Origin of the sequence: Burkholderia pyrrocinia, from assembly GCF_001028665.1 — a bacterium.
Classification (GTDB): Bacteria; Pseudomonadota; Gammaproteobacteria; order Burkholderiales; family Burkholderiaceae; genus Burkholderia; species Burkholderia pyrrocinia.
In genome coordinates this window covers 1987848-2013279 of record NZ_CP011504.1, presented here as the reverse complement: position 1 = coordinate 2013279, position 25432 = coordinate 1987848, and the positions used below count along the sequence as shown (strand labels likewise).

The following is a 25432-nucleotide window of genomic DNA, read 5'->3' as shown; positions in this document are numbered from 1 at the left end:
ACAACCGATCGGGCGGACCACACATGGCACCGAATACGATGACGATCGACATCCGCGCCGCCACGTCCGCCGACGCGGCAGTGATCGCCGACATCCACGTCGCGTCGTGGCAAGCGACCTACACGGACATCATGCCGGCCCCGTTCCTCGCCGGTCTCTCGGTCGAAAAGCGCACGACCTTCTGGCGCTGCGCGCTCGACGCCGGCCGCCCGCGCGTCGCGCTCGCATTCACGGGCAACGACGCAGCAGGCTGGATCGCCTATGGTCCGACGCGCGACACCGACAAGGATCGCGCGTGGGGAGAAATCGAAGCGATCTATCTGCATCCGTCGCATTGCGGGCAAGGCATCGGCGCGGCGCTGGTCGACCACGCATGCCGATCGTTGCATGACGCGGGCCATGCATGGGTATCGCTCTGGGTACTCGTCGAAAACCGTCGTGCAAGAGCGTTCTATGAACGCGAGGGTTTCATCGCCGAAGACGACATCAAGACGTTCGAGATCGACGGCACGCCGATCGAAGAAGTGCGCTATTGGCGCGCACTGCCGTAATCACAGAAACCACCGATACTCCCGCGCGCTGATTTCGTTACGAAAATCCAGCTCCTCCTGCCGCTTGTTCTCGCAATACACCATCACGAACTCGCTGCCGAGCCCTTCGCGCACGGCCGGATGATCCTGCATCGCCGCGACGGCCGACAGCATCTCCTTCGGAAAATCGATTCCGCTGCCGCGATCCTCGTTGAGCGGCGCGATCGGTTCGATCCGTGCATCGAGCCCGTGCTCCATCCCGGAGAGAATCGCCGCGAGCACCAGGTACGGATTCGCATCCGCGCTCGCGAGCCGGTGTTCGATCCGCAGGTTGCGCGCATCCGACTCGGGAATCCGGATGCACGCATCGCGATCCTCGAAACCCCAGCTTGCGCGGCTCGCCGCGTTCACCATCGATCCGTAGCGCCGGAACGCATTGTGATTCGGCGCGAACACCGGCATGCAATGCGGCAGCAGCGCGAGACAACCGGCCACCGCGTGCCGCAGCGGCCGCTGCCCGTCCGCCGCGAGCAGGTTGCGCCCCGCGTCGTCGTACAGGCTCACGTGCACGTGCATCCCGCTGCCCGGCGCATGCAGGTAAGGCTTGCCCATGAAGCTCGCGCGATAGGCGTGCTGCAACGCGACGCCGCGCGTGCTGCGGCAAAAAAGCGCCGACCAGTCGGCCGCGCGTAGCGCGTCGTCGGTGTGGCCGAAATTGATCTCGAACTGGCCGGGCCCGAGCTCGGCCGTGATCACCGTCGCATCGACGCCCTGCTCGCACGCGGCCTCGACCATCTCGTGCAGCACGTCGGAGAAGCGCGACAGGCGCTCGATATGCATGTTCGGCTGATCGTCGCGGTCGTCGCTCAACCGGTCGCGCGGATACTGCGGCATCCCTTCCGCGAGCTGCGCGGCGAACAGGTAGAACTCGAGCTCGAACGCGACGACCGGCCGGATGCCGCGCGCCGCGAACCGCCGCAGCACGCGCGCGAGCACCTCGCGCGGCTCGAACTCGATCGGCGCATCCGTGCCGTCGGAGCTGATCAGCATCTGCGCGAGCGGCTGCCGCTCCCAGCGCACGGGCTTCAGCGTGCCGGGGATCAGGCGGCGCGGTGCGTCGGGATCGCCGTCGTTGAAGCAATAGTCGCCGATCTTGTAGAGGCCGCCCTGCGTGCCGAGCAGCACGCAGTTCTGCGGCAGCTTCAGCAGCGAGCCCGACGCGACCTTCTCGAGCGCATCGATCGGATAGCGCTTGCCGTAGAAGTGCCCGGGCAGATCGAGGCAGATCAGGTCGACATAACGGATCTCGGGGTGCGCCTGCCGGAATGCGCGGACTTCATCGACCAGCGCAAGAACGACGTCAGCCATGTCTCATCCTTTCCATGTCTTGTATGGCGGTGCCGCAGCGCGGCGAACCGGATTCATGCGGCGCACCGGGCAACGCGCACCGCATTTAAATCAGTACTGCAAACATGCTGCATGGCGCGGCGACCTGCGATACCGCCCGCCCCGCCGACGACTCAGGTGAACACCCAGATCACGCGCGTCGGCGCGTCGGTCAGGTTGGCATAACGGAACCGCTTGTGCGCGGGAAGCTGGAACGCATCGTTCGGGCCGAGCGTGACGGGCGTGTCGTCGCCGTCGATCCAGATCGTCAGTTCTCCTTCGAGCACGAAACCGCCCTGCTCGTCGCTGTCGTCGACGGGCCGCTCGCCGCTGCTCGCGCCCGGCGCGAGATGGCTTTCGAGGATCGAGAAGCGCGAGCGCATGTTCGGCGACACGAGGATGTCGGTAATGCCGGCCGCGTAATACACGGTGCGCCGCTCGTCGGGCCGCGTGACCCACGGCACGCTGCGCGGCTTGCTCAGGCTGTAGAAATACGTGGTCGGCACGCCGAGCGCCTCGCCGATCGCGGTCAGATCCGCGACCGTCGGGCGCGACAGCCCGCGTTCGACCTGCGACAGAAAGCCGACCGAGCGGCCGATCCGCTCGGCGAGGTCGTTCAGCGTGACCTTGCGATGCTTGCGCAGGTCGCGGATCAGGATCGCCAGACTTTCTATCTCTTCCTGTTCGTTCATGATGGGTTCCGATACGGTCAAACGGTGTCGCGCAAACGGTACCAGGCCTTGCCGATCGCTTCCAGCGGCGCGGCGAGCCGGTCGCCGCCGGGGAAGCGCGGATTGCGGATGCGCTGGTACTGCGCGAGCAGGCGCTCGTCGCCGAGCACGGCATCGGCGACCGCGCGCGCACCCGCGAGCGTCGGCAGCACGCCGTGCCCCGAGAAGCCCTGCAGCCAGAAACGCTGCCCGTGGCGGCCGATGTCCGGCGTGCGGCGCATGCTGATGTCGATATGGCCGCCCCATGCGTAATCGAGCGGCACGCCGGCCAGTTGCGGGAACACGCGCTCGAGGTGCGGGCGCGTCGCCGCCGCGATATCGGCCGGAATGCCGCCGAGATACGTGCAGCCGCCGCCGAACAGCAGCCGGTGGTCGGGGCTCAACCGGAAGTAGTCGGGCACGAACTGGTTGTCGATCACGCAACTGTTCTGCGGCAGCAGCGAACGCGCGACGTCGGGCGCGAGCGGCGCGGTCGCAACCTGGTACGTGCCGACCGGCAGCAGCCGGCGCGCCAGGTCGCGATCGAGCCGGTCGACGTACGCGCTGCACGCGAGCACCAGCACGTCCGCGCGCACTTCGCCGCGCGCCGTGCGGGCGATGTGGCCGCCGGGCGTTTCGCGACAGTCGAGCACGCGGCTCTGCTCGAAGATGCGGCCGCCCGCGCGCTCGATCGTCTGCGCGAGGCCGAGCGCGAGCTTCAGCGGATTCAGGTGGCCGGCCTCCGGATCGTGGAGCGCCGCGAGATAGCGCGTGCCGCCGATCCATTCGGGCATCTCGTCACGCCCGATCACGCGCAGCCGGTCATAGCCCCAGCGCTCGGCCGCCTCGTCGCGGGCCTGCGCGAGCATCGCGACGCGGTGCGGCCGCACCGCGGCCCACAGGCTGCCGGGCCGGTAGTCGATGTCGAAACCGTGCCGCTCCGGCAGTTCGCGCACCTCGGCGGCGGCCCAGCGCATGCTGTCCCACAGCAGGCGCGCGCCGTCGCGGCCGAGCGAATCCTCGAGCGGCTGCATGTCGCACGACCAGCCGAGCAGCGCCTGCCCGCCGTTGCGGCCCGACGCTGCCCACGCGACGCGGCTCGCCTCCAGCACGACGACGCGCTTGCCGGCGAGCGCGAGGCGCAATGCCGTATGCAGCCCGCTGAAGCCCGCGCCGACAACCAGCACGTCGGCGTCGATGCGCTCGTCCAGTTCTGGACGATGCGGGATCGGCGCCGGGTAGGTGCTGGCGTAGTAGCTTGCGACGTGACGGTCGGACTGCACGAACATGCGGACTCCCGTGAAATTTACGCCATGAAATTTCATGAAAAATTAGCACGACAATTTCACGGAGGCAAGCGCGCGGGAAAAGCGGTGCGTCGACAGCGCGACGAACTAAAGTTGCTCGTCTTTCGACCAATTTCGGCGCAACCTTACAGCAAGCACAGATGGTGCAAATTTCTTGTTTTCGCGCTTCGCTGTTGCGGGGGCCCGCCTCCCGGGCCATTCTCGGCCATATCCGTCACGAAAGTGTCGGGGATTGCAGCCATGCGTCGGGTGCCGACAATCCTGCGTCAACGCGTTTCTCAATGTTTGGATTGGTTAGTGGGGCGCGGAAAACCAATGCCCAAGGGGATCTCGAACTAAAGTTGCCCTTTTCCCGCCGTCTGGTACTAAAGATGCCCCACTTCTGCACGACCGGAACTAAAGTTACACAGACTATACGGAGATTAAACAGGATCCAGTGCCGTCCATGAGCGGACATTACGCGGAGTCGGGATCGCGCCGCATCGGCAAATCCCATCTCTATTTCTGGCGATTGCTCTTCTCGTCCCTTGGAACGTATGCCGGGCTCAATCAATCGCCATGCCGACGAAGAGGTGGGGCAGAGCATGGTGCGGGATAACCCTCGGACCACCATGCTCCGCACCCTGTTTGCCGTGCCCGCAACAGGACGATTCCAAATTTTTCTTATCTATTTCGTATTACGCCCGCGGGGATCCCGCATACGGTTATGCAGCCCATCCAGTCGCGATCGAATCAAGGTATCTCATGATCGCATCTGCTCGGCCCTCCGCCACCAGCCTTTTGGCGGTTCTGCCATCGAATGCGGACAGTGGCTCATTTTGATACCAGCCAAGTGCTATTTGGCGATCTCCAGAAATCGCTGCTGCCGCCCTCAGAACGCGAAGATGCTCCCGAAATTTGCCCGTCCGCCTAGAGCCACCTGTGGAGTCAGCGTGCATCAACGTCTTCCGTGGATCACCGTTCCCGCGCACAAACGACACTCTCGCCCAGCGGAGTCAGGTGGAATGCGTAGACCCTTCGCGTACCGCGGACCGGAGCAACCGAAGCCAAGAGCCCAATCGATGTCAGAAAATCCGTATCTCGCTTCAGGCTTTTCAGTTGTTCCCGACTGCGACCCGCATCGCTATGTACACGCATTAACAGGGCCAAATGATCGTCGCTCAAGGCCCCTGTCGATTCCCAAGCCAACAGCCGATGATGGTGACAATACCAAGTCTCCGACGCGACGCGGCGTTCCATCTGCTCCATTTCGACCGGATTATAAAAGGTCAGCATGCGACGCTGCTTGCAGCCGGCGTGACGGCATAACAAAAATATCCGCCCCGCCCCATGTTCGTGCTCGCAGTCGATCCAGCGCCGAAACGCCGCCTCGGTAACCTGATAGCGCATCGCGCCGAGCGCGACAGGGTCTCTGAACCATTCGGAAAGACGACGAAACGGTATCGACACATACTGACCTCGATACCAAACATCGACAGATCCGCTCAATAACGTACGCTCGATCAGTTCGAGGTGTCCACGCGACACGTCGACATTTCCAGCATCGCACTGCGCCAGCATCTCCGAGATACCGGCAAGTCCGTTAACGACATCGCCGACCACCGATCGCACATCCGACAGCGCGCCGTCAACATGCATTGCCGCTCCTCGCTTCATCGTTGCCGGACGGCGATGCGAAGACTGCCACCCTTGCATCGCCCCGCAGTATCCGTCAATCCACAGCCAAAATGGGTCGTAAATGCCGTGGCCACAGAGGTGATGATACCTCGACCATGTCGCCATGGAAAGGGTATCAGGTCGAAACGACGCGCAGGCGCACCTCAAGCAAGTTGGGGGGACGATTCGTGCACGCCGGCTGGAACTAGATATCTCTCAAGAGTCGCTTGCCCACCTCGCAAATATCGACAGAAGCCACATGGGCAAGATCGAGCGGGGCGAGCGAAACGTCACGTTGCTCAATCTAGTGAGAATTTCGCGAGCACTTTCCTGCCTGCCGTCCGAACTCCTGGCATCGGCCGGCTTGTGACGCAACGGCACAGCCGCGGGCATCAGGGCGGTGAGCCGGGTGTTTTCGGCCTGCAGACGGGCGAGTTCGGCGCGCAGTTCTTCACGCGTGAAAGTTTCCCATCTCACATGTAACGACTTGCCTTCGTTCATCGCGTCATCTCTATTTCCGGGCGGCAAAAGCCTGATCGAACTGCCGAGCGCGCTGCACTTCGTCGCTGTGCAGATAGGTTGACGTCGTCGAGATCGACGCGTGCCGCAGGTTATCGCGCACCATGATCAGCTCGGCGCCCCGCGCCAGCGCATGCGATGCATGCGTGTGCCGCATCCAGTGCGGGCTCGCACGGTGCAGTTTATCCGCCGTCGCAGGCCGCTCTTCCCGAATCGCGTCCGCCGCCACCAGGAAGAACCGCCTCAGCACGCGCCACAGCCGAGTGCTTTCGATGCCCGCGCCGTCCTCGTCGAGACTCGCGACGAGCGGCGTCGCCGGGTTCCAGTGCATAGGCGTGACCGGCAGGCCACGCTGCACGAGGTACTGGTCGAGCGCCATCCGCGCTAGCGCTGGCAACGTCACTTTCCCGTGCTTGCCGCCCTTGCCGAGCACATGCAGCCAGTGATCACCGTGCTCATCCCGACGAATGTCGGCGAGCGTCGCGCCGACCAGCTCGCTGGCACGCAGGCCAGTTGCATAGCCAAAGTCCAGTAGAAACCGCAAGCGCTGCGCAGCCGGCACGCTCCACCCATAGGACCACTCGAGGCCGTCGGCTAGCGCACGGATCAGCAGCCACTCGCCCTCGGAGAAGCCACGCGACACGTCCAGGCCAGTGCGCTGCGCCTGGTTCTTGACCTTTACGCCGGCGAATGGATTCGCGAGCACGTAGCGCTGCTCGATCAGCCAGCGGAACAGCGCCGACAGGACGTTCAGCGCGTATGCCGCGGATCGGGCAGAAAGCGCGCCTGTGAACGGCCGCCATTCGGCACTATGCCGCGGTCGTGACGGCCCAACCCAGCGGTCGCGCGGCGTCGGTCGACGCAGGAATGTTCGATACGCAATCGCGTCGTCGGTGGCAAGCGACGATAACGCTCGGCCGCGCTCGACGATCGCCCACAGGATCAGTCGCTCCGCTTCCTTTCGGTAGGCGCGCTGCGTGGCAGCCGACTCGTGCAGCGACAGCCAAGACTGAATCGCCTCGTAATCATTAGACGCGTTCAGCAAGCAGGCGGTCTGCGGCGCCCGAAACTGTCCGTGCGAGCCGTCCACGTCGTGCGGCACGCGCAACTGCTCCCACGGCACGACGTCTGCACCGGGCGCGGCAGCAATTAAGGCCCGCGCGCGTTCGGTCAACGCCGGGTGGGAGGCAAAAAACGCCTCCACACGGCGCGCACCTGCTACACCAAGGCCGTCGATCGCGGCCCACCACCGGCGTCGGCGCGGAATCCGCACGGTCAGATCAGCCAACGTCCGGATGCCGTGCGCCTGCAGCGCGGCAACCACGCGCGCGGGCAACCATTGGTCGATGGCGTCGGCGATGTTCGGCGCCAGTATCGGTAGACTGCGCAGCGTCTCGATCGCGCGCGCGACGGTGTCGGCCGACGCGGGCGACCGCGCACCGAATATTTCGGCCAGATCGGCCCGGTGGCGGCTAGTCGCGAACGCTATCAGGGTACGCCGGATGCGACCCAGCACACCGCGCGCAGAGGCCCCTGGCGCCTTTCGGTCTCCCAGATAGCGCCTCACGGCCGCTCGAGCGTCAAGCCCGGCATACCACGCACGCAACGCGGCCAGTTCGGCGTCGTCAGGGAAAGCCAAGGATCGGGTCTCACGCGTTTTCATGTTCGCCAGTTTATAGAAAAAATGATGATGGACTGATAATGTTATTTATCTGTCCATCCATACCCATATACTGACGAATAACTTTCAATCGCATACGCTCAAACAACCTAAGGTTATGTATGCGGCAGAGTCGAAACTGGGCACGATCACGCGACAGGACATCGTCTTGCACTCACCAGTGGCTGCGCGCTGGAGCAGCGTGTCGACGATTTGGACGGCATCAAGTCGGCGCTTCCGTACTCCAGCGCCCGCTCGTGCAATTCAGCGGTACACACCTGACGAGGAGCGCACGCGTGCCAAGCTTGGAATTCCCTATAGCTACTACTGACTTTCCGACGTCAGTGTTAATTATGTAAAATCGAGTCCTAACGATATCCGGGAAGGACGGATTCGTGTCGCGACGAATGGTTTCGCTACTGTAATGAACTGTCGGATCTCGGCGAGCTACCGACGATGACTCGTAGGCTTACAGCCGATACCGTCTTGACGGCGTGAGTTATCGATTTCCCCAACGATTGGAAGCCGTGCGAAGCAGCGTGGCATTGGCAGCACGCAGATTGAACAGTTCGGCTTCGAAGCGTAAGCGTGTTCGCACGACGATTCCCGATGCGACCGCGCTGCGCCCGCTCAACTCAACTGGGCTCTAACTCAAGCGCGTGCGTGACAAGCGCATCGATCGTACCGTCGTGCTGAAATCCCGCCTCGATGGCACGGCGATCAGTCAGCGGCGGTTGTCGTCCGAAAAGCCGCTCGATCCGTCCCACCGGAGCGTAATCGATGTCGAACGCGCCGAATCGCCGGACCAACGCATCGACGATCTCTTGAACCGACAGATGCAGCACCGGGGGCGTCCAGACTCGGCCCGCGTGCAAACCCTCTGCGGATAGGCGTGCGGCGTGCAGCAGGTTATCGACGCAGCATCTGCGCGACATCCACCATACGGTGGCCGAAGGCGAAACGGGACACGTATAGGACTGGCCGCGCTGCGCCGCGCGGAAGATCTGGCTCATGAACGCGGATCCATGTCCCGCGGACAGCGCCGGACGAGCCACGATGCCCGGCAGGCGTAACGCACGACCATCCAGCTTGCCGCGGCGCGTCCAGTCGGCAAGGATCAGCTCGCCCACCAGCTTGTGCACGCCGTAGCTCATGGTCGGGCGCGGCACGGTGTGCTCGTCCACGGCCGGGGGTAACGACTCGCCCAGCGCCGCAACGCTGCTGGCATAGACGACGCGCGCCGCACTCCCCTGCTCCGTCGCCTGCTTCGCCAGGCGGTCGAACAGCGTCAGCATGCCCGACAGATTCACCCGGTCACCCTCGGCCGGTTCGGCCTCCGCCTGCGAGCCGGGCATGCTCGCCAGATGAAAGACGACGTCGACGGGTTTCGACAACTGCGGATCGAGAATCTCCGGGCTGCTGAAATCGCCGACCAGCGCCGTGATTCGGGCATCGTCGTACGGGCATCCCGCTTGCCGGTCGACCAACAGCAATTCCGACACGTCGCCAGGCTCCACGATACCGTCGTGCAGCAGCCGTTCGACCAATGCCGTTCCGACAAATCCGCCCGCCCCGGTCACCAGTACTCTCATGGCCGAGCCTCCCCGTCGTTGGCGCATGGCGCACGCACAACCCGCTGGTCGATCGTGCCGAATGGGGCGTTGCCGGCGTCATCGCGCGCCGTCATCCTGATCCGGTCGCCAAAGCGCATGAACCGCGTGCGTGCGCCCCCTTCGTCGATCATTTCGATCACGCGGCGCTCGGCGAGGCACGCCGAGCCCGCGTCGCGATCGGCATTCGACACCGTCCCTGACCCGACGATCGTCCCCGCCGACAGGCGGCGCGTGCGGGCCGCATGCGCGATCAGTTCACCGAAGCCGAAGTTCATCTCGCGTCCATGCGGGTGACCGAACCAGCGGTCGTTCCATTCGACGTGCAGGCTCAGATGCACGCGGCCGTCGCGCCAGTGCTCGCCGAGTTCGTCGGGGGTGACGGCGACCGGTGCAAAGCTCGTAGAGGGCTTGGCCTGCAGGAAACCAAAGCCCGTTTTCATTTCGCGCGGGCCGAACGCCCGCAGGCTCCAGTCGTTGAGCTGTACGATCAGACGGATGCAGCGCAGCGCACCGGCGGCCGATACGCCCATCGGCACGTGCCCCACCACCACACCGAATTCGCCTTCGAAATCGATGCAGTCGGCCTCTTCAGGCAAGGGCACGTCGCTGGCCGGACCGAGGAAGTCGTCGCTAGCGCCCTGATACATGACCGGCACCGTATCGAACTCGGGAATCGGCGGAGTATTGAACGCCTGCTCCATCAGGCGGCCGTGATTCAGAAACGCCGAGCCGTCGCACCACTGCGGACTGCGCGGCAAGGGCGCAGCGCAGGCGGCCGGATGGAACGGACGCGCCTCGGGCACGCTGCCGGCGTTTAATGCGTTGTAACGCGCCTGCAAGCCGGGCGCGAGCGCGTCCCAGCGCTCAAGCACATCAAGCAGCGTCGTGGCGATCGGCGCGGCCTCGACGGCATGGCGCAGGTCGCGCGACACGAGCAGCAAGCGGCCATCGGCGCCGCCGTCGGGCAAGGTGGCGAATTTCATCGCGCGCCTCCGTGTGCCGGCGTATCGAGCACGGCGGCAATCGCCGGATCGTAGGCGCCGTCGATCAGAACGAACAGCATCCGGCATGGACGGCCCGAGCGATTCGCCCAGGCATGATTGGTCCCGCGCTGAATCACCACGCTACCCGGCGCCAGTGCGACTTCTGCATCGTCGAGGATCAAGGTCATTTCGCCTTCGATCACCACGCCGTAGTCGATCGACTCGGTGCGATGCATCAGCGGATGCGGCGACCCGGCTTTCACCGTCGACGCTGCGGCGTCACCGATCTGGCTGAACGCATCGTGCATTTTCACCGCCCCATGCGCAAGAAATTCCGGCGTGTCGGGCGGAATGTCGACGAAGCGCATACGGGTGCCGTGCGTCGGCGGCGGCAGCATGAGCGCGTCAAGCGTGGGATCGGCGCCGTTGTCCACCCTCGCAGGGCTCGACGACGTGCTCCACACTTCGTGGAATACGGTGCCGGGAATCGCGGCGATTTCCACCACGGTCGGCAGAGGACCGTCGGATGCGACGACGGCGCGGCCGTCGGCATCGTGTCCGGTCACCACGCGCCGAATCACTGGAAAGTTCATGCTTCTGCCTCCACGTCGGTGTCGTCGAAAATCGCAACGGCACGCGTCCACCCGGCCGACGCGCCGCGAATCTTGTGCGGGAAGCAGCTGATCGTGAAGCCGGTCGCCGGCAAGGCTGTCAGGTTGTGCAGCTTCTCCAGATGGCAATAGCCGATATCGCGCCCCGCCTTGTGCCCTTCCCAGATCAGCGACGTATCGCCTGTTTCCGCGATCTTCTTCGCGGTATGGGAGAACGGCGCATCCCAGCTCCATGCATCGGTGCCGGTCAGGCATACGCCACGCTCCAACAGGTACATGGTTGCTTCGTAACCCATGCCGCAGCCCGCATTGACGTAGTCGTCATGCCCGTAGCGCGATCCGGCCCGCGTGTTCACGACGACGATATCGAGCGGCTGCAGTTCATGGCCGATGCGCGTCAGTTCGGCCTCGACGTCGGCCGCCGTCGCGACGTAGCCGTCCGGAAAGTGCCGAAAATCGAGCTTCACGCCCGGCTGGAAGCACCATTCCAGCGGCACCTGATCGATCGTGATGGAAGGCCGAGCCTCGCCCAGGCTCGCATCCATCGTCGAATGGAAATGCCAGGGCGCGTCGAGATGGGTGCCACTGTGGGTCGTCAGCGTGACCCACTCCGCGGCGGCGGCTTCACCGTCGGGATAGTCCTCGGGTTTGGTACCCGGCAGCATCGCCATGAATTCGGGCAGCGTGTCGCCGTGCTTCTGGTAGCTGATCCTGGGCGCGAGCGGCGGCGGATCGGAGAGAACGTCGTTCTCGAGATAGATGGACAGATCGACAAACCGTCGAACAGGTTTCATGTTCAGACTCCAGGAGATGGGGGTCGGCGGTCGAGCCGCGAGAAGCAGATCGCCGCAGCGGCAGCGATCAGCACTGCGGCGATCCCGAGGCTGCCGTAGCCGGACACCTTGACGAGCGTGCCGCCGAGCACCGGCCCGATGGCGGCGCCCGTCATCAGCATGGCCGGCGTCGCGGCAACGGCGCGGCCGGTGCGGTCGATGCGCGCGAGCATGCCGAACGCGAAGGTGTGGGTGAAGATCATTACGGCGGCAAAGACCGAGGTGGCCGCCGCGTACGGCGCGAACGCCGTACTTTGCGTGATGACCAGCGCGAGCACGGCCTGTACGACGGGGCCGGCCTGCACGACCTTGCGGCCCGGCACGCGCGTTTCGAGCAGCCCCGCGACGGGAGCGGGAAACAGGTTGACGAAGCCGAGCGCGATCAGCGTCGCGATCACGGCACTCAAACCGAATCCGCGATCGAGGCCGATACGCTGGACAAAGCTGAACAGCATCGACTGCGTCAACGCCATGCAGCCGACGCCCGCCATGCCGAACCAGACGACACGCTCGAAACGACGCTCGTCGCCGGTCGCCGCGTTGCGGCGCGCCTGAATCGACGGAAACGCGAGCGCACATGCGAGCGTGGCGACGCCCATCACGCCCGCAAAAACGCGAAACAGCGTCGGACCGCCGTGCGTTGCGATCAGTCCCGGCACGGCACCGAGAAACGCGATCGCGAAAACACCGAGCGCGAGGCCGGAGATCGCGAACAGACGATGCGGATTGCGGCTGCGCCCGACGGTGCCGTGCGTGAAGCTCAGGCCGCATCCGACGGCGACGCCCGCGACGGCATGCAGGGCCGCCATCATCAGATAACGATCAACCGGCACGAACGCGATGCCGAGAAACGCGCCCGCCGCGATGCCGAAGCCGACGGTCGACATCACGCGCGCCGGCAGCCGATTCAAGCGCGGAGAGAAAAAGACGCTGCTCAGCACGGCACCGGCCAGGAACAGCGTGGCGAGCAGACCCGCCCGCTGTGGATCGAGCCGATACGCACCGATCAACGTGCCGACCCAGACCGGCAAGGCCACCAGATCGACCATGCCGGCGCAATGCGCGATCATCAACGCAACGGTGCCGAACGTGCCAAGCCGCGCCGTGTCGGTCGATGCCGACAGGTCGACACGCGCCGGCGTCGGGGGGGAAAGGTTCGTTTCCATCTTGCCTCCCCTGCGTCAGATCGGCCGCGCGAGATTCATGTGCGTCTCGTGCATGATGCGCCGGTGCTCGTCTCGGTCGCCGCCGACGATTTCGATCTCGCCAAGGCGCCCCGAGTTTTCCACTACCATGCGGCAGCGCTCCCAGCGGCGCGCCTGAAATGCGTGCAACGCAGCGTCCACCGTCACGCCGCGCCCCAGCTCTTCGGCCAGCACGATCGCATCCTCGATGCCGATACCCGCGCCCGCCGCCATATGCGGCGTGGTGGCGTGCACCGCGTCGCCGACGAGCACCACCCGCCCGCTGAACCAGGGCGTCGGCAGCAGCAGGCTTTCCAGCGGACGGTAGTTGACGCGTGATTCGGTGCCGATCTGCGCGCGGATGGACTTGATCAGCGGCACGTCGAACGATGCGAGCAACTCGGACAGCATGCGCGGCCATTCGCCAGGATCGATGTAGTCGTTGGTCGGCCTGTCCTCGGTGACGAAGACGTACATTTCGTCCCGGGAGACCGGATTGACGCCCGCCTTGATCCGGGGCCCCAACCACATCGTCGCGCAAGCGATCTCCGCCGGTCGCGGCACCACGGCACGCCATACGCCCTGGCCCGTATAGCGGGGCTTCGGCGCATCGGGAAACGCAATGCCGCGCACTTTCGAGTAGAGGCCGTCCGCTCCGACCACGAGGTCGTAGGTACCGTGCGTGCCGTTCGTGAACACCACGTCCACCTGTTCGCCGCGCGGCTCGATCCCCGAGAAGGTACAGCCGAGCTGCACGCGCACGCCCGCGGCACGTGTGGCCTTGGCGAGAATATCGGCCAGCACCGGGCGCATGATTGCGCCGCCGCCAGGAACGTCCTCGCCGGCCACTCGCGGAGTCGGCAGCGTGCCGATGGGCTGGCCGTCGGCGGTAAACAGATTCACGCCGTCGCCGCCGTGGCCGCGTTCGAAGAAGGCATCGAGCACGCCGATCGTGCGCAGCGCGCGTAGCGTGGGGCCGCCGATGCTGATGCCGGCACCGTACGAGCGCCAGCCCGGGTCGATTTCGACGAGGTCGACGGTGAGGCCGAGCTTCGCGCACTGGATTGCCGTCGCCATGCCGGAAAAACCGCCGCCGATGACGAGGACGTGTTGAAGAGGGGCTGCCATCTGGATGTCTCCTTGTTATGTCTGATGTGGGTGTGTCATGTCGCAATCAGCACGATGGCACCGTCGTCCGTCACGTCGATCTCGACGGGCGTGAGCCGCTGGCCGAGGCACGGGCCGAGTACGCACTCGCCGCTTGCGATGTCGAACTGCGCGCCGTGCGCGTGGCAGACGATGCGGGTGCCGTCGCCGTTCAGGTAGGCGTCCTTGCGCCAGGCCATCTGCGTTTCGCCGAAGAAGTGCGGGCACGCGTCGCGATACGCACGAACCTGCGTGCCGTACCGCACGACGAAAAGCGTGTCGTGCCCCTGCCCGCCGGGATCGAAACCACGCGCACCGGGATCGGGCAGATCGCCGACGCTTGCGAGAGGAATACGGTCGGGGTATGTCTCGGACATGGCAGAACGATTCTCGCCGTCAATCCGACTTCGCCGACGCTGCCCCCGCAGGAGAACCGCCCGGCGCCCACTTCTCGCGATGCTGGAACAGGAACAGTTGCGATGCGTCGGCGCCCATCGGCGCCTCGCGCGCGTTCCACGCATCGTCGTGCAGATCCATGTCGGCGTCGTACTCGACGTGACAGCCGAGCGGGCTGTTGAAATACCAGAACCAGTTCGAGCCGAAGCGATGGCGCCCCGGCCCCCAGAACGACTGGTAGCCCTTCGCGACGAAACGCGTACCCGCCTGCAGAACCTCGGTCGGTCCGCCCATATGGAACGTGAAATGCTCGCACCCCTTCATGAACGGCGGCGTCTGAATCATGAACAGGGTGTGATGGTCGAGCGTGCCGGCCGGCTGCAGGAACGGCCCGACGCCCGTGAATCGGTCGGTACAGCGAAAGCCCAGACGCTCCACATAGAACGCTTCGGCTTTCGCGGCATCCGGCACGAAGTAGACGACGTGCGAAAGCGTGCGCGGAGTCAGCATGGCATCGTCGCTCACCGCCACGACGTTCGGCGCGCGCTGTGCAGGCGCGCCCGGCGCATTCACGGGCTCGGCGGGCAACACGAGCGAACGGCGCGTGGTGACCTGGAAGCCGATCGCGAAGCCCATGTCGTCGAGCGATTCGATCGATCCGTCTGCGAGTGTGCTCACTTCGCGGTCGCGGCGCAGCTCCGCCGCGATGGCATCGAGCGTCGCGGCATCGGCGACGCCGTAAATCGTCTTGCGCAGCATGCTTGCCGTGCCGAGCGCAGGCGGCAACGCCGGATCGTCGCGGCGCGCGATGTCGATGCCCGTTCCGTCGAGTGCCTCGAAACGGCCGCCGGTGTCGTCGCTGCGCACCGGCAGCAGCCCGTAGTCAAGCAGATATTGGCTGCAGGCGGCGACGTCGTCCACGCCGAAAACCAGCGTATCGGGTCCGATGATGTTCATGAGATGTGCGTACTTGAGATGGGGGAATGAGTCAGAGCGAGGTGCGTCCGCCGAGCGTTTCGGCGATCCAGTCGGCGATGAAATGCCCCGCGTTGATCGAGTTGTCGAAGCTCGAATGCTGAACGCCGCCTTCACGCTCGGTGAAGATCTTGAGTTCTCGCTTGGGGCTGTTCACGAGTTGCTCGTAGGTGCGGTGCGCCCAGGCGACCGGAATCTGCGAATCCTGCGAGCCATGCGTGACGAGGAACGGCACCTTGATGCGATCGAGCACACCGTCGAGATGCACGTCTTCGGCGATGCGCATGAAGTCGTCGATATCCTTCGCGCCCCAGACCCAGCAGACGTGCTTCCAGTAGTGCGGCACCGGGAAGTTGCCTTCGCGCTGCAGGCGCTTTTTCTGGACGTCGCGCCAGTCGTGGTTGGCGCCCCACACCACACCGCAGGCGAAGCGCGGCTCGAACGCGACCGCGCGCGGGCAGTAGTAGCCGCCGAGCGACACGCCCTCCATGCCGATCCGCTTCGGATCGACGTCGTCCCGGCCCTCGAGCCAGTCGACGATCCTGCTCGCCCAGACCTCCGAGTTGTAAACCGCATTCAGGCCTTGCAGCCGCAACGCTTCGCCGGTGCCGGGCTGGTCGACGATCAACGACGATACGCCGCGCGCGGCCAGCCATGCCGGCAATCCCACGAAGTACTTCATTTCCTTGGTCGAATCGAGCCCGTTGACCTGCACGAGCAGCGGACTGCGCGCATCGGCGTTCTTCGCTTTCACAAGGAGTCCGGAAAGATGATTGTCGCCGTACGGAATCGCGACGCGCTCGCAGTTGTCGCCGGCGAGCGCGATGCCTTTGTCGAACGTATCGAGCGAGCGTTGGTACAGATCGAGGCGCCCTGGGGCATCGTGCGCGAGCATGCGCTCGGCCGTGATCAGGTAGATCGCGGCACGCTTGTATTTCTCGCCCGCCGACAGCCGCCTCCCCAGGGCCTCGTCGTCCCGTGCGAGATCGCAAAGACGATCGGCCTTGTCGACCCACGCTTCGCGAAACGCACGTGTGCCGTCCGCGTCCGGCTGCCTGGCCGCTTCCTGGAGCGGACCGCACATGTCCTCGATTTCGCCGATGCGCGCCCCCATTTCGATGGCGAGATTGACGGACAGATTCCAAACATAGTTGGTAGGAAAGTATCGGAACATGCTGATTGCCTCGATTGAAATTGCGTATTGCTCGATGACGGCGCTGACGACCGGGTTCTCGCGCGCGGTCCGGCGTGCGAGACGATGCTCAGCCCTTGCGCCCGAAGCCTGCCCACAACGGGATGGCGATGTTCAGCCAGACGCTGCTGCTCTTGGCCGTGTTGGCGGCATAGATGCCTTGCTGATAATTGAGGTTGACGTTCCAGCTTCTGGCGTCGTACACGACCGACGGGCCGATGCCGAAGGTGCGCATGCGATTGCCCACGCTCACGCCGCCGGCCTTATCGTCGCTGAACTGGTTCAGGTACGCGCCGACCACGCCGAGCTTCCATGGGCCGAAGTTCCAGCCGGCGTTGAACTCGGCGACGTAACCGTCGCCCGAGCTGTAGTCCGTCGTGCCGTTCTTCAGGTTGAGCAGGAAGCGGTTCGCGAGTGCGACGTCGATTCCGTTGGGGACGTTGTAGCGAATCGAGATCACTGGCTGCACCGAGGTGTACCCCACCGCGACGCTCGATTTGACCGGGCTATAGGAACCCGTCTCGAACGCAACGTCGATGCCCGACGCGATCGCCAGGTTCGGCGAGAGATTCCATTGCAGCAACACAGGCGTCAGCGTGATGTTGGAGAGGCCGTTCTGTGTGCCCGACTGCCCGAACACCGTGCTGTGCAAGGACACAACGGGAATGACCAGCTGCGTATAGACGTTTGCGCCAAGCAGGTGGAACGGATACGCCGCAAGCAGGCGCGTGGTTTCCGAGAACACCGACGTATGGAACGGAATCGGCAGTTTCTTGCCGTCGTTGCCATAGAGGCCGTTCGCAAAGCTGTAGTTGAACTGTTCCAGCGCGAACAGGCCGGGGATCGGCGGCAGGTTGGCGATGTTCGTTCCGACCGCGCCGGCCGGATACGGCGAAACGCCGCCTTCGAACGCCTGTGCGTCCTTCATCGAACCCGTCGCCAACACGGCGCAACCGACAACGGCTGCGATCAGTTTCGTGGACATGCTGTCTCCTCTACCTGGGGGCGCGTTTGCGCCGCCCGGCGTCTCTTTTAATAGTGGAAAGCGCGGTGCAGACGGCCGAGGTGCAGCGGTACGTTCGAACCGAAATTGCCCCTGACGCTGGCCTCCCGATGCGATGCGATGCGTCGCTTGCCGTCGTATCGAGATGTGGCTAGGTTAAGACAGGCTGATGTATCCTAAAAATGGATTCGATCCATTGCCGATATCGACGGCGTCAATACTTTCAGGTTAAACCCTGATATCGCATGCGGCGCGGTCACGCGGCAGCGAAGAGGAGAACGGAGACAGCACGCATGCGGTTCAACAAGCTCGACCTCAACTTGCTCGTGGCGCTCGACGCGCTCCTGAGCGAACAGAACATCAGCCGGGCGGCCGAAAAGATTCACCTGAGCCAGTCGGCGATGAGCAACGCGCTTTCGCGGTTGCGCGAATACTTCAACGACGAACTGCTCGTTCAGGTCGGCCGCAGGATGGAGCCGACGCAGCGCGCCGAGGCGCTCAAGGATGCCGTGCGCGACATCCTCGTGCGCGTCGACGCGACGGTGGCGGCTCAGCCCGAATTCGTGCCGGCGCAAGCGAACCGGCTGTTCCGCCTGTTCGTTTCGGACTACACGATGACGACGCTCATGCCGCACCTGTTTGCGCTCGCTTACAAGGTGGCACCCGGCATCCGATTCGAGCTGCGCCCGCAGGTCGCCTATCCCCATCGCTTACTCGAGCGTGGTGAAGCAGATCTGCTGATCATTCCCAAGGAGTATTGTTCGACCGAGCATCCGGCCGAGGTGCTGCTCGAGGAAACCTACTGCTGCGTGATGTGGAGCCACAGCCCCCTCTCGCAGGGCGAGATGACGAACGAGCGCTACCTGGCGGCCGGGCACGTCGTCGTGCAGGTCGGCGACGCACAGACGACGCTCGAAGACTGGTTCATGCAGCGGCTCGGCGTCGTGAGGCGCGTCGAGGCGAGCACGTACAGCTTCGTGTCGCCGGCCCATCTGCTGGTCGGCACGAACCGGATCGCCACCATGCACCGACGGCTCGCCGAAGAGGCCGCACGCAGCCTGCCCATCGTGCTGCGGGACGCGCCGGTGCCGGTTCCGACGCTGGAGCAGGCGATGCAATGGCACAAGCATCGGACCTCGGACCCCGGACTCACCTGGTTGCGCGGGCTGCTGAAAGAGGCTGTCGCGAAGATGGACGACGCGCGCCATGACGCTCGCTAAGCAAGCTCACGCGGATCTGGCATCGGCCGCAACGCCGACCATCATCGATCCACGTGACCTGGGACGTTTCTTGTAGCCGTTTGGCAAGTGAGTTCTCTTTTATCTTAGAGGCAAGGAGAACTCGATGAAGAAGCGATTTACCGACGAGCAGATCATCCGGATTTTGCGCGAGGCCGAGAGCCGGGACGAGCCGGTGAAGGATCTGTGCAAGCGCCACAACATCTCAGAACAGACGTTCTATCGTTGGCGCAACAAGTTCGGCGGCATGGATGTGGCCGACGCCCGTCGGCTCATGGATCTGGAATCGGAGAACGAGCGGCTCAAGCGCCTGATTGCCGAGCAATTGCTGGTCATCGACGGACTGAAGGAATTCAGCCGAAAAAAATGAATACCCCAACGGGCCGGCGCGAAGCGCTGGAAGTCCTGACTCGGCGGGGTCTCTCGCAACTCAAGGCATGTTGCTATCTGGGGCTGAGTCGCCGGGTGGCCACCTATACGCTCAAGCAACCGGAGGAGGATCGGAGCCTGGGCGAGAGGCTGATGGCGGCCGCGCAGGAAGTGCCGCGCTTCGGCTACCGGCGGATGTCGGCTTGGCTGGCGCTGGGCGAATCGCGCGTGCGGCGAATGTGGCAAGCCTTGCGGCTCAACATTCCACGGCGGCGTCCTCGCCGGCGTCGTTGTGGCAACGACATTCGCTTGCCCGGTGCGACACAGCCGAATTCGGTCTGGAGCTACGACTTCGTGCACGATCAACTGGTCGATGGGCGGGCGTTGAAGATGCTTTGCGTGATCGATGAATACACCCGCGAGTGCCTGGCGATCGAAGTCGGCGCCAGCTTGCGGTCGCAGGATGTCATCCTGACGCTGTCGCGACTGATGCGGCTGTACGGCAAGCCCGCGTTCATTCGGTCTGACAACGGCGCCGAATTTACCGCTGCCAAGGTCATGCGCTGGCTGCGGGATGCTGCCATCGGTCCGGCCTTCATCACGCCCGGCAGTCCGTGGCAAAACGGGTTCGTCGAGAGCTTCAACGGCAAGTTGCGTGACGAATTGTTGAACCGGGAATGCTTCCGCAGCCGCGCCGAAGCCAAGGTGCTCATTGAACGCTGGCGGCAGTTCTACAACGAGCGCCGGCCCCATAGCGCGCACCGCTATCAACCTCCCGCCACGGTCCGTCGAGCCTGGCTGGATTCCGATAATATCGACACGAGACTCACTGCCTGACTGGTCACAAAATTCCGCCGCAGGTCACTCGATCGCTGGGGCATTTTCTACGACCAGCCCGTCATCCTGAACGAGCGGCAGGCCGGCGCAGCAATCGAAGGCGTCGTCCGGCAAAGCGCGACAAAGGACATCGCCCAACTTGCCGTCGACACCCATGGCTATACCGATTTCGCTATGGGCATTTCCCGGGCGCTTGGGTTCGATTTGTGCCCTCGCCTGTCTCACCTTCGCGACCGTCGCCTCCACGTGCCTCGCAGTCAGACGATACCAGCGCGGCTCGCAGGAATCACCGATCGAGACGTCCGACTCGGACTTATCGTTGATGTGTGGGACGAGTTCGTGAGGGTCGCGGCGTCTATCCGCTCGGGCCAATGTACAGCTGTCGAGGCAATTGCCAGATTCGGCTCGGCTGCTCGAGGGCAGGCAGTGTACGATGGCGGTGTTCATATCGGACGCTTATTCAGAAGCATCTTTTTGATCGACTACTTCACCAATGCTGTCTTTCGGTCAGAGTTGCAACACGCGTTGAATCGGGGCGAGGCGGTACATTGTAGTGGTCTAATGAATCCGGACACTGATTTAGGCGAGAATGTTCGCCATGAAGAGGTGTCTGATGAGCAAGCAACGACGTACGTTTTCCCCGGAGTTCAAACAGCAAGCCGCCTGTCTGGTGCTCGACCAGGGCTATAGCCATATGGAAGCAAGCCGCTCGATCGGCGTCGGCGAGACGGTGCTGCGCCGCTGGGTGCAGCAACTTCAGATGGAACGCCAGGGCGTCACGCCGCAGGGCAAGGCAATCACGCCGGATCAACAGCGTATTCAGGAACTCGAGGCGCGTATCGAACGCCTCGAGCGTGAGAAGGCCATTTTAAAAAAGGCTACCGCGCTCTTGATGTCGGAAGGCATCGAACGTACGAAGTAATTGATCAGATTGGCGCAAGCGAATCGGTCGAGCTGATCTGCGCGGTATTCGACGTGTCGCGGTCCTGCCTGTATGCACACCGAGGGCGAGCCCGACGCGTTGATGCCGAGCGAATGGCACTGCGTAGCCGGGTACACGAGCTGTTCATCGAGAGTCGAAGCTCTGCTGGCAGTCGCAGCATCATGGGCATGATGCGCGAGGAAGGTACGGCGATTGGCCGCTTCAAGGTCAGCCGCTTGATGGAAGAACTCGGGTTGATCTGCAAGCAGCCGGGCCGCCATGCCTACAAGCAGGCCACGGTCGAGCGGATCGATATCCCGAACCATCTCAATCGCGAATTCGAGGTTGGTACGCCGAATCAGGTGTGGTGTGGTGACATCACGTATGTCTGGGCGCAGGGCCGTTGGCATTATCTGGCCGTAGTACTCGACCTGTTCACGCGTCGGGTTGTTGGCTGGGCGTTCTCGACACGCCCTGATGCCGCGATCTGGTCGTGCAGGCGTTGGAGATGGCCTATGAGCAACGTGGTCGACCGCAAGGCTTGCTGTTTCACTCGGATCAAGGCGGCCAATATGCAAGCCGGAAATTCCGTCAGCGCCTCTGGCGCTATCGGATACAGCAGAGCATGAGCCGTCGAGGAAATTGTTGGGATAACTCCCCGATGGAGAGGCTGTTCCGCAGCTTCAAGACCGAATGGCTACCGTCAGTGGGCTACATGTCGGCGCAGGAGGCACACCGGGACATCAGCCACTACCTGATGCACCGGTACAACTGGATACGGCCGCATCAGTTCAATGACGGACTGGCGCCGGCGGTTGCGGAAGAAAAACTTAACGCAGTGTCCGGGATTAGTTGACCACTACACTTTGCCTGTTGGCCCGATTCCCGCCGGTTGGTTGGAAACCGAGGGGCGAGCGTGTGATCGCCCCTCACAAAAAGGTCACCAAGGCGTTTGCAAAAAGTTGGCAGATCACCCGTGTATCTCAACTAATATGGATCGGCACAATCCACGCCGTTCAGGCTCGAAGTTAGCAAACCAAGAAGTGCACGAAAATCGCGAGCCCCTGCTTCGGCCGCCCCGCGAAGCAACGGGACGGTCGGTGGCATCGCCCTTCTATCAGAAGTTATGCCGAATACCTGCGCGAACAGCCACTTGGTTGCTCGTCGAAGAAGGCGTCAGGAATGTCAACGCAGCGACCGCGGCTTTCCCAGTCGAATCTATACCCGTCGCGCGCTCCCACGAAGTCGTCGCGTAGAGCAGCGTTCGCTTGGAAAGGTTGTACAAGGCACCCACGTTGAGCTGCAGGTACTTCGCAGATTCGGCCTTGGTATAGTCGTAGGACGCTCCCAGCATGAAGGCGGGTGTTAGATTGTAGGTAGCGAGGGCTTCGAAATTGTTGAACGTCGCGGTTCCGGAGAATGGCGTCGAAGAGGTACGCACCACGTCTTCAAACCGAGTATTCGTATATGTGAACCCGACCAGTGCTCGCCCCATTCGATAGTTGACGCCGGCACCGGCGACCTGCAAAGCACGCGCTGACGTGTATCCGCTGAATATCGGATTGGTGATTGGATTGGCAAAGACACCTCCCGCGACCGGAGCCGCGGATGCGTCATAGATAGAGGTGGCCGGATTGTCTATTCGAGAGAAGACAGCCGCTGCACTGAGCGCGTCGTCAGAGTAACTCAGACTGACGGACTCCTTCTTCCCGTTGGAGAAATCACCGGCGACGCCCCCGAAACTGAACAAAGCAGAAACTTTGAAGCCTGCAAAGTTCGGCGAGACATACTTCACCGAATTGCTCAGCGAATAATCACCCCATACGTTATCGACATCCGCGGCATGCGCCGCAAGGATGCCGCCAAAGCGACTCGACGCTGACAAGCCGATCAATGAATCGAGGACCAAGTCATACTGACGTCCCATCGTCATTATGCCGAACGGTGAACCTACCCCCACGTATGCCTGTCGGCCAAACAGGCGGCCACCGTTGTTCAGCGTTCCTTTGTTGATGTCGAAGCCATTCTCCAGGCGTGCAAGCGCACTATAGCCTCCGCCGAGATCTTCTTTTATCAGGAAGCCAAATTTGCTGCTTCCAAGAGCACCATTCGACGCCTGAATATTGCTATGCCCCCCCTGATTGTTGGTGTAGGTCACGCCGTCGTCCACCGTCCCATACAGCGTAACCACGCTCTGCGCATGGGCCCCTGCTGCAGCCGACACGAACACCGCTGCAAGACATGCCTTTTTCATTGATGCTCCTAACCTATGATGTGGATTCTCGTTGGCGTCGCCTCGATCGTGCCCAAGTGGACGCCGATGAAGCGAAGCGATTTATTGGCCCGATAGACTTAGTTATACGAAATATTGGATCGATTTTCTCACTTCGAAATCGATGTAACGACCGCCTTCCTTGGCGTCTCGCGCCATCTATGGTTTAAACGCTATCGAGCTTTGAACTGTCCACAGACGCAGCCGCCTCTTGCTGCCCATCTCTTGCCAGAAGGAACGTCGGTACGCAAATTCCTGACACGAGGTGCATTACTCGCTCGTCGACGTGAGCGTAGGCATCCCGGTGATGCAGAAAATTTAGCGAGCCAATCACTCGGCCCGTGGCAAAAATGGGAAGATTGAGCACGGAATGCAGGCCGCGCTTGATCAGCAGTTCCGCTTCGGAAAACACGGAGCGAATATCGGCCTCATTGTTGCCGACGTACGGCAGCCCTTGGTCCAACACTCGTGCCGACCAGGGTCCCTTTCCCGTGGCCTTGAATCCGCCTAGCGGGCTCACCGTTTCGTCCGTCGAGAAGATGCGGCGCATCAGGCGCTGCTCCGGAAAGTAAACCAACCCGGTCAGCAGGCTGTAGCCGAAGACGGATTCGGCCAGACGTGAAATCACGGTCCACTGCGTCTCAACGTCTTCGGCAAGACCCACCGCATGCGCGGCTCGTCCGAGATGATCCAATGTATACCCGTGCTTCATTCGTTGATGCCCTCCAGGGTGAGGCCTTGCGTGCTTTTGCCGAAGAACAGAATGCCCAATCCGCCGACGAAGAGCACCCCCGTGATCAACGCGAACACCCCCCCAAAGCCCAGCACCGGATAGGCAGCGCCGACGATCGTAGGCGAAGCAATCGAACCGATACGGGCCAACGCCGAAGCAGTGCCCATCCCAGTAGCACGGATAGATGTAGGGTAAATCTCTGCCGTGTAGGTGTACTGGCCGGCGATCACACCGTTCATGCCAAAAGACAGCAGCATGCTATAGAGGACAATCTCTGTATCGCCGGCTGCGAATGGCAGGCCCAGCGCCGCCAGACAAGCGACAAGCATGTAGACCAGGATGGTGTATTTGCGACCGATCTTGTCGTTCAGATAGGCTGCGGAGTAATAGCCGGGGATCTGTGCCAGATAGATCAAGATGGTGAACGAAAAGCTCCTGGTAACGGTGAACCCTTTGGCTACCAGAAGACTCGGGATCCAAACCAGGAATGCGTAGTAGCAAAAGATGACGGCGATCCAAAGCGCCCAGACCACAATCGTGGTGGTGAGGTACTGCGGCTTGAACAGCACAGCCAGCCGGCCAAAGAAATTGGCATGCCCGGCAGCACCCGACGGCGCTGTGCGGTGGGGGTTCTTTTGGGGTACCGGCAAGGGCTGGCCCGTGGCGCGCGTCACTTGAGTTTCGATTGCATCGCACACGCGCGCTGCCTCGCCATGGCGGCCCATCTCTTCAAGCCAGCGCGGGGACTCGAACAGTGCACGCCGCATCCACAGCAAGAACACCACCGGTAGCGCCGCAATGATCATCAGATAACGCCAGCCGTTGGGACCTGTCGGCACGACGAGATAGCCCAGAATTGCGGAGAGGACGAAGCCGAACGAGAAGAACCCAGCCAGGGCGCCCGTGAAGCGGCCGCGGTAGCGGCTGCTGACGAACTCCGCCAGATACGGTGCGATAATCGCACCCTCGGCCCCCATTCCTATACCGGCGATCATGCGCAGGATGTAGAACTCGTGAAAATTTGTCGCGAACGCGTTAGCGAAGGTGCCAACGCAAAACAACACCAGCGACCACATCATCACCCCTTTGCGGCCGAAGCGGTCACCGAGTAACCCCGACAATAACGCCCCCACCAGGAAGCCGACATAGGTACTGCTGGCGATCCAGCCAGTCTGGCCGCCCGTGAGATCCCATTTGGCGCGCAGGGATGGCAAGATGAACGCGATGATGCCTGCGTCCAGCGCTTCAAAGGCCAACCCCAAGCCACCGATAATAAGAAGCTTCAGATGAAAGCGGCTGAACGGCAAACGCTCCAGGCGTTCCGATACGGTATAAGACATAGATTGTTCTCAAGGAC

The 25432-nt window shown here is 63.0% G+C and carries 23 protein-coding genes and 3 pseudogenes; 6 read left to right on the top strand and 20 right to left on the bottom strand.

The features are described 5' to 3' along the window. Window positions 1-23 precede the first annotated feature (23 nt). The gene (locus tag ABD05_RS25190; protein WP_047902733.1) at window positions 24-551 is read left to right on the top strand and encodes a GNAT family N-acetyltransferase; all 528 of its coding nucleotides are present in this window, start codon (window positions 24-26) and stop codon (window positions 549-551) included. Here ABD05_RS25190 and ABD05_RS25185 read toward each other — a convergent pair whose 3' ends face one another. From ABD05_RS25185 to ABD05_RS25170, 5 genes are all read right to left on the bottom strand, one after another. Then, window positions 552-1898, bottom strand: a complete 1347-nt coding sequence (locus ABD05_RS25185; RefSeq protein ID WP_047902732.1) for a glutamine synthetase family protein — start codon at window positions 1896-1898, stop codon at window positions 552-554. 152 nt (window positions 1899-2050) lie between these two features. Further along, a complete protein-coding gene (locus tag ABD05_RS25180; RefSeq protein ID WP_021163465.1) occupies window positions 2051-2608 on the bottom strand; it encodes a helix-turn-helix domain-containing protein in 558 nt (185 codons plus the stop codon). Between the two features lie 17 nt (window positions 2609-2625). Next, entirely contained in the window at window positions 2626-3915 is a 1290-nt protein-coding gene (locus ABD05_RS25175) for an NAD(P)/FAD-dependent oxidoreductase (protein ID WP_047902731.1), read from the bottom strand. A 722-nt stretch (window positions 3916-4637) separates the two neighbouring features. Then, complete coding sequence (locus ABD05_RS39555) at window positions 4638-4871, bottom strand: antitoxin Xre/MbcA/ParS toxin-binding domain-containing protein (RefSeq protein WP_148669140.1); 234 nt, start codon at window positions 4869-4871, stop codon at window positions 4638-4640. A 16-nt stretch (window positions 4872-4887) separates the two neighbouring features. Beyond that, a complete protein-coding gene (locus ABD05_RS25170; protein ID WP_082146217.1) occupies window positions 4888-5571 on the bottom strand; it encodes a hypothetical protein in 684 nt (227 codons plus the stop codon). A 142-nt stretch (window positions 5572-5713) separates the two neighbouring features. On the opposite strand from ABD05_RS25170, the gene ABD05_RS36690 reads away from it, so the two are divergent. Beyond that, window positions 5714-5959 carry a helix-turn-helix domain-containing protein gene (locus ABD05_RS36690; RefSeq protein ID WP_082146216.1) on the top strand — a complete coding sequence of 82 codons (246 nt, stop codon included), beginning with the start codon at window positions 5714-5716 and terminating at the stop codon, window positions 5957-5959. A gap of 141 nt (window positions 5960-6100) precedes the next feature. On the opposite strand, the gene ABD05_RS25160 is transcribed toward ABD05_RS36690, so the two are convergent. From ABD05_RS25160 to ABD05_RS25110, 12 genes and pseudogenes are all read right to left on the bottom strand, one after another. Continuing rightward, window positions 6101-7771, bottom strand: coding sequence for a phage integrase family protein (locus ABD05_RS25160; RefSeq protein WP_047902728.1), 1671 nt, complete (start codon window positions 7769-7771; stop codon window positions 6101-6103). Window positions 7772-8267: 496 nt separating this feature from the next. After that, a pseudogene (locus ABD05_RS39025) lies at window positions 8268-8348 on the bottom strand (plasmid pRiA4b ORF-3 family protein); the annotation flags it as partial. Between the two features lie 55 nt (window positions 8349-8403). Beyond that, complete coding sequence (locus ABD05_RS25155) at window positions 8404-9360, bottom strand: NAD-dependent epimerase/dehydratase family protein (RefSeq protein ID WP_047903789.1); 957 nt, start codon at window positions 9358-9360, stop codon at window positions 8404-8406. Beyond that, entirely contained in the window at window positions 9357-10364 is a 1008-nt protein-coding gene (locus tag ABD05_RS25150; protein ID WP_047902727.1) for a fumarylacetoacetate hydrolase family protein, read from the bottom strand. Before ABD05_RS25150 ends, ABD05_RS25155 begins: the two co-directional genes overlap by 4 nt. Next, window positions 10361-10957 carry a cupin domain-containing protein gene (locus tag ABD05_RS25145; protein WP_047902726.1) on the bottom strand — a complete coding sequence of 199 codons (597 nt, stop codon included), beginning with the start codon at window positions 10955-10957 and terminating at the stop codon, window positions 10361-10363. The genes ABD05_RS25150 and ABD05_RS25145 overlap by 4 nt, the downstream gene beginning before the upstream one ends. Further along, window positions 10954-11769, bottom strand: coding sequence for a cyclase family protein (locus tag ABD05_RS25140; protein WP_047902725.1), 816 nt, complete (start codon window positions 11767-11769; stop codon window positions 10954-10956). The genes ABD05_RS25145 and ABD05_RS25140 overlap by 4 nt, the downstream gene beginning before the upstream one ends. Window positions 11770-11771: 2 nt before the next feature. After that, window positions 11772-12974 carry an MFS transporter gene (locus ABD05_RS25135; RefSeq protein WP_047902724.1) on the bottom strand — a complete coding sequence of 401 codons (1203 nt, stop codon included), beginning with the start codon at window positions 12972-12974 and terminating at the stop codon, window positions 11772-11774. Between the two features lie 15 nt (window positions 12975-12989). Next, window positions 12990-14120: an FAD-dependent oxidoreductase gene (locus ABD05_RS25130; protein WP_047902723.1), complete on the bottom strand. Its 1131-nt coding sequence runs from the start codon at window positions 14118-14120 to the stop codon at window positions 12990-12992. 35 nt (window positions 14121-14155) lie between these two features. Further along, on the bottom strand, window positions 14156-14515 hold the full coding sequence (locus tag ABD05_RS25125; protein ID WP_047902722.1) for a Rieske (2Fe-2S) protein: 360 nt from the start codon (window positions 14513-14515) through the stop codon (window positions 14156-14158). Window positions 14516-14534: 19 nt separating this feature from the next. Then, a complete protein-coding gene (locus tag ABD05_RS25120) occupies window positions 14535-15491 on the bottom strand; it encodes a VOC family protein (protein WP_047902721.1) in 957 nt (318 codons plus the stop codon). 31 nt (window positions 15492-15522) lie between these two features. Beyond that, complete coding sequence (locus ABD05_RS25115; protein WP_047902720.1) at window positions 15523-16683, bottom strand: alpha/beta hydrolase family protein; 1161 nt, start codon at window positions 16681-16683, stop codon at window positions 15523-15525. Between the two features lie 88 nt (window positions 16684-16771). Further along, a complete protein-coding gene (locus ABD05_RS25110; RefSeq protein ID WP_047902719.1) occupies window positions 16772-17686 on the bottom strand; it encodes a SphA family protein in 915 nt (304 codons plus the stop codon). A 311-nt stretch (window positions 17687-17997) separates the two neighbouring features. Between ABD05_RS25110 and ABD05_RS25105 the strand changes: the two genes are divergently transcribed. The 4 genes and pseudogenes from ABD05_RS25105 (at window position 17998) to ABD05_RS25080 (ending at window position 21926) form a co-directional block, all read left to right on the top strand. Next, complete coding sequence (locus tag ABD05_RS25105; protein ID WP_047902718.1) at window positions 17998-18924, top strand: LysR family transcriptional regulator; 927 nt, start codon at window positions 17998-18000, stop codon at window positions 18922-18924. Window positions 18925-19048: 124 nt separating this feature from the next. Continuing rightward, a protein-coding gene (locus tag ABD05_RS25095; RefSeq protein ID WP_148669138.1) for an IS3 family transposase occupies window positions 19049-20148 on the top strand; the annotation gives its coding sequence in 2 pieces (ribosomal slippage) (window positions 19049-19301 and window positions 19301-20148; 1101 coding nt in all). Window positions 20149-20175: 27 nt separating this feature from the next. Next, window positions 20176-20697, top strand: a pseudogene (locus ABD05_RS36685) (Tn3 family transposase); the annotation flags it as partial. Between the two features lie 64 nt (window positions 20698-20761). Further along, a pseudogene (locus tag ABD05_RS25080) lies at window positions 20762-21926 on the top strand (IS3 family transposase). Between the two features lie 261 nt (window positions 21927-22187). On the opposite strand, the gene ABD05_RS25075 reads toward ABD05_RS25080, so the two are convergent. The 3 genes from ABD05_RS25075 to ABD05_RS25065 all read right to left on the bottom strand — a co-directional run bounded on the left by ABD05_RS25075 (window position 22188) and on the right by ABD05_RS25065 (window position 25415). Continuing rightward, window positions 22188-23324: a porin gene (locus ABD05_RS25075; RefSeq protein WP_047902714.1), complete on the bottom strand. Its 1137-nt coding sequence runs from the start codon at window positions 23322-23324 to the stop codon at window positions 22188-22190. A gap of 184 nt (window positions 23325-23508) precedes the next feature. Next, window positions 23509-24054, bottom strand: a complete 546-nt coding sequence (locus ABD05_RS25070) for a GAF domain-containing protein (RefSeq protein ID WP_047902713.1) — start codon at window positions 24052-24054, stop codon at window positions 23509-23511. Next, window positions 24051-25415 carry an MFS transporter gene (locus ABD05_RS25065; RefSeq protein ID WP_047902712.1) on the bottom strand — a complete coding sequence of 455 codons (1365 nt, stop codon included), beginning with the start codon at window positions 25413-25415 and terminating at the stop codon, window positions 24051-24053. Before ABD05_RS25065 ends, ABD05_RS25070 begins: the two co-directional genes overlap by 4 nt. Between the last annotated feature and the right edge of the window lie 17 nt (window positions 25416-25432).